Genomic DNA, 10,584 nt, shown 5'->3' on the forward strand with positions numbered 1-10,584 from the left:
CTTCTGTGACGCATATAAATAAACTTAATGATTGAAAAAGATGAAACATAAAATACGAAGGGGAAGCAGAACAGAAACATGAAATGATTTCTTTCACCACGCTTTCATCAGGTTTATATAAAAAACAGACCATACTGACTGTGTATGACTCTTGAGCCTGTCCACATGAAAGAAATTGAAGAAATCGCGACGGGAATCGATTATTCTTTTACGAAAAGAGAGACAAAAGATAATCTTGACATTTTTAAAAACCTCGCTCATCTTCAAAGCGACGGCAAAACCATTCTCAAATCTATCGGTCCGCTTTTCCGTTCCAAAGCCGACATCTCGGTCGTCAGCCTGTCGGACGACGATTTTGACGTCACCTATTCATCCGACAGCGGCAGCACCAACCCAATTCCGTTTGAAAGCGGTCTTTTTTTAGACATCTGCCACTGTGCCATTGCGTCCACGCCGACGGATTTAGACATTCAGAGAAAACGAACCATCGTTTGCGTCGGATTTTCACCCGACAAAAACAATTCGCTGACGACGACGTCTTTGACCGCGAACGCCGACTGGAAATATTTCGACGACGGATTCGGCCGCAGCAAAATCATTCAAATTGATCCGACCCTTCTCAAAAAAAGAATGGGGCGTATGGTTCACGACATGGCGATTTACGCCTCCGAATCGGAACACATTCTGTGGCTGCAAGAAGACATCATCGCCCAAAAAGACGAAACGGACAATCCGGGCGAAAACAATTCATTTTTCATCATGGACGGACCGATTTATCCGAAACAGTTGTTGTACTGGATGGGAACGGAATCCGACGATATCAAGATCCGCCACGACAAAAACGCGCAGAAAGTCCTTCAAAATTACATCGACATCATGGATTTTCACATTGAACATGAAGTCCCGCTGGCCGGTTTTGTGAAAAATCCGGCGGAAACGCAAATTATAAACACGCTTCGGGAAAAAATCAAATCCGAAAAACACTTTTTGGATTTGCCGTGGGCAACCGATTCTCAGCTTTTTAAGGCGTTTTTAAAAAATCCGAACGAACAAGAAAACAAATCGAGCGGCAAAGAAAACAAAAATCAAACCGGTTCATCACGAAAATATTTGACGTACACCAATTGGTTTTTGCAGCCCAACCAGTTTTATGAAGCGGAAATTAAAGAAAATTCACCGCTGGTCCGGGAGAATCTGTCGCATAAATACGAAGCGGACGACTATTCTTTGGCATTCTTTATGATTTATGTGCCGTACGAATCAGACGGCCTTTTGTTTAAAATCGAAAGTCCTTACGGACTTGTCAAAAACGAAGACATGCGGGCAAAAATCACCCGGAAAATGCTTTACGAATTATCCATTGACATCATTCCGGCGACGCTGCGAAAAGCCGACAACGTCGCAAAAATCGGAATTCAGGAAAAGAACGAAATTAAAGACCTGTTCTCAAAAGAGACGGTCGACCGAACATACAACAACGTCCGCTGGGGGGACATCGATGAGTTTTGATCAAAAGAAATTGACAGATCAGCAGGATTTTGACAGCATCAAAGAAAAATTAAACGCCATGAAAACAAGCGAAACAGTCGGACCTGTCGATACGGCCGGCTCAGTCAAACCGGCCGGTTCTGACGAAAACGAATCCGGTGAGGATGATTTGCCGTTTTTAGAATATGATTACACATCTTCAACAAAAAGCGGTAACAGCAACAGTAATCTCGGCAAAGCTTACGGCATCATTACAACCGGCGTCGAACCGCTTCAAATTGACGATACAGGCGCCAACATTGTCGCCTACATTTCAGCGGCCGAACGGGAACAAATCCGGCTCGGCGGGTATGTTATTGTGCCGTACGGCAATGAAAATTTATTCGGAAAAATCTCAAAACTGGAATACCGGCAAGAATTCGCCGTCGACGACGCGACTGAAATTCATTCCCGGCGCATGCTCGGCAAAGACAGTCGCCGCGAAATCAATGAGGAAGATTACAAACTGCTGGCCTTGATTGATCCGATTTGCATTCTTTACGAAAAGCAAAACCAATTGCTGCGCCGGATGGCCGACCGGATCCCCAAACCCAACACGCCGGTTTTGCCCGTTATGGATAAAAAAATGATTCAAACCGGACTGAATATTCCGGAAGAGGGAATCTTTTTGGGCCATTTGAGCGTCGGCGGCGAACTCGTCAAAACGGAATCAAAACCGCCAACTGTCGCATACTATTTGAGAAACGATTATTCGACCGGCGATCCGCTCATTTTCCGCCACATGCTGGTTTGCGGCAGCACCGGTACCGGAAAAACATTCCTTACAAAAAATATTCTGCGTCAATTTTTGGCGGAAAACAGCAAATATCACCCGCGAATCGATCCAAAAAGAGAGCAGAATCCATGTTTGGTGATCATGGATCCGCAGGACGAATATTCTCAGCTTTATGAAGATAACACGCTCACAGACAACGACAAATTTTCATTCGAATCGGAAAATGTCGCGTATGGCGGCGTTTCCAACACGAGGACATTCACGGCAAAAGTCGACGGCGAACGCTACAGCGGAAAATCCAGAGCGCAGCAAGTCGAATTCACAATTCCGTTTTCATTTATCCGGTCCAATCCTTGGATTTTGGAAGCGGCGGAGATGCCGGAAAACCAAAAAATCGGCTATGAAGTCCTCATTGATGAATATTTCAAGAAGGCGGACAAGAGAAACGAAAAACCGACGTACCTCGGATTTAAAGCATTCTTGGAAGACTCGCTCAATAAGGAATACTTTACAGAACAAACCGGAAAAATTCACGAAGCGACTTACGGCGGCATCGTCCGAAAAGTTCTCAACAAATCTTATGAGCGTATTTTTGACAAGGACGCGAAGCCGGTTACGGAACTTTTCGAGGTCATGTTTAAGCCCGGACAGATTTCCGTCTTCCCGACCGAATACATTCAATCGTCGCGCATCCGCGACCTGATTGTTCTGTCGATGATGACCGTCATTGTGGACAACAAACTCGGAACGTCCGGCAACGAAACCGTCAAAGACACGCCGATCGTTCTGGTTCTCGACGAAGCCCACCGGTATTTGTCGGGCGCGTCGTCCACGCAATCCGGAAAAATCATTTACAAATTTTCGGAAGCGGCCAAACAGGGACGCAAAGAAGGACTGGGGCTTTTCTTAATCACTCAAGACCCGCAGGACATCGACGTCGATATTCTCAAACAAGTGAACACAAAAGTGGTCCTGAATCTCAACAATGACGCGGCGATTAACGCCGTCAAGGTGCCCAAAGAATATGAGAAACGGGTACCGTACTTGAAAAAAGGGCAAATGATCATCCACAGCCCGGACAACGGCGACATCGTCGAAATTATGGGACTTTCCAATTGCGTGGTCAAACACCAATAATTGTCCTTCTTTTTTTCATTTCTTTTTCTCTTTTATTGAGCTGCGCCGCCGCGCGCGTTACGGCAATCATTTTTGCCGACGCCGCCAAAACCAACCCCAATTTTCTTGTAAAAACACCATCGGGAATACTTTCACCCCCCTTGGATTTTTCCTTTATAAGATAACAGTCTAAAAGAATATTCGCCTCCCCGAAACCAAACCGAATAAAAATTGGAGGTCTACGGACATGACAAATATGACTGAGAAAAGCGAAAAAATCGAGAAAAGGAAGAGAAGCGAAACAAAGAGCGAGCACATTGTTGCCGAAACCTTTGAAAAGTACGACATCACCGAACAGGCGGAAACAGAGATGAATACGGAACCAAGCGAACACAAACCAGATAATGCTTCATACGAACAGGCCGGCGGGCAGACGGAAGGAACCGGCACAACGGAAGCGGATTTGATGGCGGACGCTGTTTCAAGAATTCTGAAAAATTTCGCGGGCAAAAACATTGAGCTTTCAAGAGACGAAGTTTTCGAGAAACTACAGGAATTGGTTCTCGTTTACAAGGTGCCGCCGCATGAAGCGGAGCGGACGGTTTCAAACATCTATGTCAAGAGACACAAATTGGCAAAAAGCGATGTGTCCACCGGACGCGGCGCAAAAACCATGAAAATCGACGAGATTTTAAAAACCGGAACAAACGAATCCGCAAATACGGAAGCCTTGTGGGTTTCGTTGGACGGAAAAGTCATCCAGCTTTGGGAAAATCCGCATGAGAGCATCGCCCAAGTCGGATTGATCGGAGACGAAACCGGCGTCACAAAATTTACGCTATGGGGAAACGCGGGACTTCCGGCCCTTGAATTGAACAAATCTTATCAGTTCAAAAACGCGATTGTGAAGACCTGGAACAACAAAGCGCAAATAGAATTAAACAAGGCGACCAATGTCAGCGTTTCGGAACGGGATGTGCAGGTCCTCCCGCTTGAAAATACGGCGGCCGGCGACAAACAAAAGAACAACGAAATCCGAAAAGTTGAAGAGTTGAACAAAGACGGCGTCTGGACGGACATTTACGCAAAAGTCGTTCAAGTTTTTGATAAAACACACGACAGCATAACCGTGGCCGGCATATTGGGCGACGAAACCGGAACGATTCGGTTTACCATGTGGAAAACGGCAGAATGCGAAGCGGTTGAAATCGACAAATCTTATTTGTTCACAAACGTCATCGTCAAAGAGTGGAACGGAAAATACGCGGTTGAGCTCAATAAAAACAGCCGGACGGAAGAATTGGACGAAGAGGTTTTTGTGAAATCCTCCGCCGTTGAAATGACCGGCTGCGCCGTTGATATTCAAGCCGGCTCCGGCCTTGTAAAAAGATGCCCGGACTGCAACAAAGTTTTGTCCAAAGGCATTTGCAGCGAGCACGGAAAAGTCAAAGGAAAATATGATTTGCGGATCAAAGCCGTCATCGACGACGGAAAAACAGCGCAGGAATCCATTATCAACTGTGCGCTGACGGAACAGATTTTGAAAATGACGCTGGACGACGCCATTGCCATCGCCACCGAAACTTTGGATCCGGAATCCATTGCCGATTTGATCAAACGGGATTTCTTGGGAAAATATTACACCGTGACGGGCGCCAAAACCGACCGCTACATTATTGTCGAGACGATCGAACCGGCAAAACCGGTTGATTTGGTTGCCGTGGCGCAGCTCAAAAGCCGGATCGAATTGGAACGGTTGGAGTACGAACTGTTCGGAAATAAAATCGATAACAATGATGACGGCGTTCATGAAACGACCGCCGGTTATCCAGAAGTGAATTCAGATGACGCCGTCGATTTTACCGACGTTGGTGCTGACACAAACATTGAAAATGATGCGATTGACTTCGCCGACATTTCAAAATCGACATCCGGCCTTCGGATGAGTTTGGATTCGGAACGAAAATTAGAGTCTGACGACATCGGGTTTGAATTTGAATCTGTTGCCAAAGGGGTGATTTAAATGCCGGGATATTTCAGAGAAATTGCCGTCCGCGTCTTTGCCAAAGAAATTCGCGATTCTGCCGTCGTTTACCGGGAAGAGGGCGACCAATATGCGCCGCAGTATGTCATGACGCCGACCGGCGCCCGCATCAACCGCGTTTTGATTGCCGGAACTTTGACCGAAAATGAAAACATCGGAACGGATTCCGAATATTACCGGGCGCGGATTTCGGACCCGACCGGAACGTTCATGGTTTACGCCGGTCAATATCAAGCCGAAGCGATGCGCTTCTTGTCGGAAGTCGAAACGCCGGCTTTTGTGGCGGTCGTCGGAAAAGTGAACGCGTTTAAAGCGGACGACGGCAACATCTTGGTGTCGATTCGGCCGGAGCATATCCAAAAAATTGATGAAAAAGACCGCAATTTGTGGGTTTTTGAAACCGCTCAAAAAACGCATGAGCGGATTACGGAGATTGAAACCGATTCGGAAAAATCGGCCGAACTCTTGAAACATTACCACCCTGACTTTGCGGGATACCGCAAAATGATGGCGGAAGCTTTGGAAACGATTCAATAACCAACGAGATACTTTAAATCGTCAATAAGCTGGAAACGGCTTATTGACGATTTTGTAATTTATTTTGTAATTTATTTTGGAATATTTTTAATAAAATTTCTTCCCATTCGAGTTCTCTTTCCCAAATTTCCGATTCTTTTATCCAAATGTTTTTATTTTTCCGCCCTATTCTTTCACACATGTACGATGTGAATTTAATCCGAAAAGATTTTCCGGTCCTGGACCAGGTCATTTACCTGGACAACGGCGCCACCACGCAAACGCCGAAACCGGCCGTTGACGCCATGCTGGATTTCTATTACAATTATACCGCCAATTACGGACGGGGCGCGCACCGGCTGTCCATTGCGGCAACGAATGCTTACGAAGACGCGCGCGATTCCGTCGCGTCATTTTTAAACGCGCCGTCCGAAAAAATGATTATGACAAAAAATACCACCGACAGCATCAACATGGTGGCCAATGGATTCGGATTTTGTGCAGGCGACCATATTGTGACCAGCGTGGTTGAGCATCATTCCAATATCGTTCCGTGGCTGCGGCAAAAAGAAAAAGGCGTTGACGTATCGGTTGTGGACATGGATTCGGAAGGAATAGTTGATCCAAAAAATATTGAAGCGGCCATCACAGACAAAACGAAATTGATTGCGATTGGACATATTTCGAACGTTTTCGGCTCGATTCAGGACATTGAAACCATCATTCGGATCGCGCACAAAAACGGGATTCCGATTTTGATTGACGGCGCACAGTCTGCCGGGCATACGGCTGTCGATTTGAAAAAATTGGATTGCGATTACTTTGCGGCCGCCGGCCACAAAGGGCTTCTCGGACCGCAGGGAACCGGCGTTCTTTACATCAAAAATCCGGAAACGATTGAGCCGACCAATCTCGGCGGTGGAACGACGTCTGAAGCGGATCGCTCTTGTTTTGTGACAAAAGAACCGCCGGAAAGCTTTGAAGCGGGAACGCCGAATTTGCCGGGCGTGATCGGTCTCGGCGCCGCGGTAGAATATCTGAAAAAGATTGGTGTGGCGGACGTCGAGAGACATGAAACCGCTTTGGCCAAAGACGTTGCCAAACGGTTGTCTGAAATCGACGGCGTCGCCGTTTACGGACCCAAAAATCGGGCGGGTCTTGTCGCGTTTAATGTGCGGGATCTGGAACCGCATACCGTTGCCATGCGGCTGGACAAATACGACAATATTTGCGTCCGAAGCGGGTTTCACTGCGCCATGCCGAGCCAAAAGTTTTTAGGCATCAACGGATCGTCGCGGGCGTCGTTTGCGCTTTACAACACGGAAGAAGAAGCGGACACATTCGTGAATGCGGTGGAAAGGATTTCAGCCGAAAGCAAAAAGTGAAAAAGAAAGGATGACACAAAGAACAAGAATATGAAACAAAGAGTCAGATGACAAAGAGTCAGATGACAAAGAGAAAGACGATAAAGAGTCAGACGATAAAAAGTCAAACAACAAAGAGTCAGAACAGAGTAAGATAAATAAGCAAAGAAAGGAATGAAGTTTTATGAAAACGTATTTGATGATTTGGTACAACAGCAGCAGTGATTGTTCCAACCCGTCGGAAGTCAACAGCCGGCTCATGTCTCTTGGATTTAAGCCGATGCAGGGATCTTTCGATTATGTGTACGAGTGGAATAAAGCCGCGACGGTTGAAGATGTTTTGCGGTTCGGGGACAAGATTCATTTGTCTTTGATGGGAACCGGCGTCTTCTTTAAAATCGAAACGGACTAAAAACAATCAGAAAGGTACCTAAAATGACAAAATGCCATGCGTGCGGCAAAGAAGAAACAGCGCAGCCGGTCTGCGACGTTTGCGGAAAAACATACTGTGAAGACCATATTTCTCGAAACAATCATATTTGTTTCACAGATCCGAAGGGCGTGAACGTTGGGAACGGAAACGCGCGCGTTTATGTGAAAACTTACGGAACGGGCGCAGCCGCCGGAACAAATCCGCCGAAAGCTGATTACTACGACCGGGATAATTTTGAAAAAAAGAATGGGTACGCTGCCAAAAGAGGCGGCAGTATTTGGAAAACAATTTTTGACAGTCCGACGTATACGGTTATTTTGATTTGTGTGATTTTGCAAATTATCGGCTCAATCGGCTATTTTTTTAATTTTATGCCGTTTTGGATTATATGGAGAATACTGGCTCTGGAATCCAATTTTGAATATGCTTTGCACTATCCGTGGACGTTGATCACAAGCATGTTCCTGCATGACTTGGGAAATATCACGCATATTTTGTTTAACATGATTACGTTGTTCTTTTTCGGAACTTATTTGGAACGGGTCATCGGAAAGAAAGCGTTCGTCACGACATATTTGGTTTCCGGCGTTGTGGCTGCGGTTGGTTTTATCGCGGTCGAAGTGATGACGGCCGGGCCGTCAACCACTTTGCTGATCGGCGCCAGCGGCGCGATTATGGGCGTATTGGCGGCGATTGCCATCATTAATCCCAATCTGCAGGTTTACATTTACTTCATCCCGGCCAAAATCAAATACTTAATTGTTTTGTATGCGATTATGGACTTTGTGTTCATGGGTTCGGGAGATTCGATTGCCCACGCGGCTCACCTCAGCGGTCTTTTTGTCGGTCTTTGGATCGGTTACTATTACCGGAAAAAATTGAGGAACAAACGCCCTCAGGAGTTTTAAGTGACAAAGCCGGCGGAAGAGACGGATTTCGATGTTGAAGCGGAATTCGACAGTGAATCTGAGTTGGAATACGATTTGAAATCCAATTCGGAATCCGGTTTAGGATCCGATTCAGAAATCAGAACCGGAACCAATATTTCCATTCCGGTTCCGTCCGGAATAACCGTTTCCCCGCTTATCGGCCACAATTATTTAAAGCCGGCACAAGACGAAAAAGTGTTCATTCAGGTTTTGGATTTTAAAAAGATGTACGCCTGCTGGCTTCCGGGGCTCCGGTACACGCTTTATTTTGACGAGGAGCCGAAAACGGAAGAATTGAAACGCATCCGTCAAATTGTTTTGCTGGAAGTTTACGACGGCAACGGCAAAAGACTGATCGAGCTCAATGATGAAGAGTTTGAGCAGTTTGAAATGGTTTACGACATGTTCTCGACGTATGGCGGCGAGATTTGGTTTTACCGGCAAAAGACGGGGCGTCGGCTTCGGAAAAACTTCTGGCTGAAACAAAAGAACGCCAAACCGGGGGATCCGATTCGAAAATATAATTTATCGGACATGGTTTAACCAAAAGGGTGGCCGGACAGGAAAACTGTTTTTCAGGTTCTTTGATTTTTTAGATAATTATTAATAATTCGGATGCCTCATACAATATCGTTATTTTTGATTGTTATTGTTTTTATTGTCATTTTATTGTTATTTTGTTAAATTGTGTTATTTTTATGAACAGAAGGTTTTGAAAACCATGAAGACAACAAAAACCGGTCTCGGTTCTATTACAAAGTATTTGTCTTCCAAAAAAGAGGTTGAGCGAAGACGCATCGGTCTTTTGGTGGACGGTCCGAACGTTATTCGGAAAGAGTTTAACGTTGATTTGTATGAAATTAAAAATGTTTTAAAGGAGTATGGAAACGTCAAAGTCGGAAAGGTGTTTATCAACCAGTACGCCTCTGAAAAATTGATTGAAGCCATTGAGAATCATGGTTTGGAACCGATTATTTGTTCAACGGATGTGGACGTGCGTTTGGCGGTCGAGGGCATGGAACTCGTTTATAACGATAACATCGACACGATTGCGATTGTGACGCGTGACGCTGATTTCAAACCGCTGCTCAACAAGGCGAATGAAAAAGGCAAAGAAACGATTATTTTCGGCATTCAGCCGGGCTTTTCAATCGCCTTGAAGAACTCTGCCGATTACGTTATTTTGCTCAAAGACGCGCAAATGATGTATGAGGAAGAGGTTGAGGACGAGCCGCGTTACTTGGGCGTCGCCGAAGAAGACGAGCATGAGGAAATCGAAATCGGCGGCAAAGAAAAGACCGACGCTGAATCTGAAAAAAAGCCGGAACAAAAAACCGAAAAGCGTTTTGAAGTGATTAAAAGCAAAGACGACAAAATCGGTCCGGCCGAAAACGATGTGAAGCAATAAGCAAATATTGTTTCATATTTTCTTTTATTTTTTCTTTTTTTATTTTTCTTGGCGGGCGGCGGCGCGCGCGTTATAGGGATACTTTTTCTTTTGAATTTCAAAACCCGTTGGTTGATTTTTTTGATTTGTTTCTTTTAATTTGAGGTCAGTTTTTCGTTTTTTTAGTTCAGGTTCGGTATTTTCTATCTCAGGCAAACCATTCCGCTAAAACAGACGCGAAGCGTCTGTTTTAGAGATAACACGCGTGATAGAGATTGGAACAAGAAAAACCTGTATTATTGGAAAACAATTGATGCAAAACGGGAACAAGAAAAACCTGTATTGTCAGAAACAGAGATGCAAAACAGGAACAAGAAAAACCTGTATTGTCAGAAACAGTAGATACAAAACGGGAACAAGAAAAACCTGTATTGTCAGAAACAGAGATGCAAAACAGGAACAAGAAAAACCTGTATTGTCAGAAACAGTAGATACAAAACGGGAACAAGAAAAACCTGTATTGTCAGAAACA

The 10,584-nt window shown here is 45.2% G+C and carries 9 protein-coding genes and 1 pseudogene; all 10 read left to right on the plus strand.

Going from position 1 to position 10,584, the window contains the following annotated elements:
* Positions 1 to 144: 144 nt before the first annotated feature.
* Positions 145 to 1,509 carry a DNA double-strand break repair nuclease NurA gene (locus MsAg5_RS08325; RefSeq protein ID WP_338100162.1) on the plus strand — a complete coding sequence of 455 codons (1,365 nt, stop codon included), beginning with the start codon at positions 145 to 147 and terminating at the stop codon, positions 1,507 to 1,509.
* A complete protein-coding gene (locus tag MsAg5_RS08330) occupies positions 1,499 to 3,400 on the plus strand; it encodes an ATP-binding protein (protein WP_338100163.1) in 1,902 nt (633 codons plus the stop codon). The genes MsAg5_RS08325 and MsAg5_RS08330 overlap by 11 nt, the downstream gene beginning before the upstream one ends.
* A 226-nt stretch (positions 3,401 to 3,626) precedes the next feature.
* Entirely contained in the window at positions 3,627 to 5,402 is a 1,776-nt protein-coding gene (locus MsAg5_RS08335) for a replication protein A (RefSeq protein ID WP_338100164.1), read from the plus strand.
* Positions 5,403 to 5,960, plus strand: a complete 558-nt coding sequence (locus tag MsAg5_RS08340) for a DNA-binding protein (protein WP_338100165.1) — start codon at positions 5,403 to 5,405, stop codon at positions 5,958 to 5,960.
* Positions 5,961 to 6,139: 179 nt separating this feature from the next.
* Positions 6,140 to 7,324 carry a cysteine desulfurase gene (locus tag MsAg5_RS08345; protein WP_338100166.1) on the plus strand — a complete coding sequence of 395 codons (1,185 nt, stop codon included), beginning with the start codon at positions 6,140 to 6,142 and terminating at the stop codon, positions 7,322 to 7,324.
* Between the two features lie 163 nt (positions 7,325 to 7,487).
* A complete protein-coding gene (locus tag MsAg5_RS08350) occupies positions 7,488 to 7,715 on the plus strand; it encodes a hypothetical protein (RefSeq protein WP_338100167.1) in 228 nt (75 codons plus the stop codon).
* 23 nt (positions 7,716 to 7,738) lie between these two features.
* Positions 7,739 to 8,644 carry a rhomboid family intramembrane serine protease gene (locus MsAg5_RS08355; protein WP_338100168.1) on the plus strand — a complete coding sequence of 302 codons (906 nt, stop codon included), beginning with the start codon at positions 7,739 to 7,741 and terminating at the stop codon, positions 8,642 to 8,644.
* Positions 8,645 to 9,208 (plus strand): hypothetical protein, encoded by a 564-nt coding sequence (locus tag MsAg5_RS08360; protein ID WP_338100169.1) that lies wholly within the window; start codon positions 8,645 to 8,647, stop codon positions 9,206 to 9,208.
* A 178-nt stretch (positions 9,209 to 9,386) separates the two neighbouring features.
* Positions 9,387 to 9,884, plus strand: a pseudogene (locus MsAg5_RS08365) (TIGR00288 family NYN domain-containing protein); the annotation flags it as partial.
* Between the two features lie 433 nt (positions 9,885 to 10,317).
* A partial coding sequence (locus MsAg5_RS08370; protein ID WP_338100170.1) for a hypothetical protein occupies positions 10,318 to 10,584 on the plus strand: 267 nt, incomplete at its 3' end.

The sequence above is a fragment of the Methanolapillus africanus genome, assembly GCF_032714475.1.
Taxonomy (GTDB): Archaea; Halobacteriota; Methanosarcinia; order Methanosarcinales; family Methanosarcinaceae; genus Methanolapillus; species Methanolapillus africanus.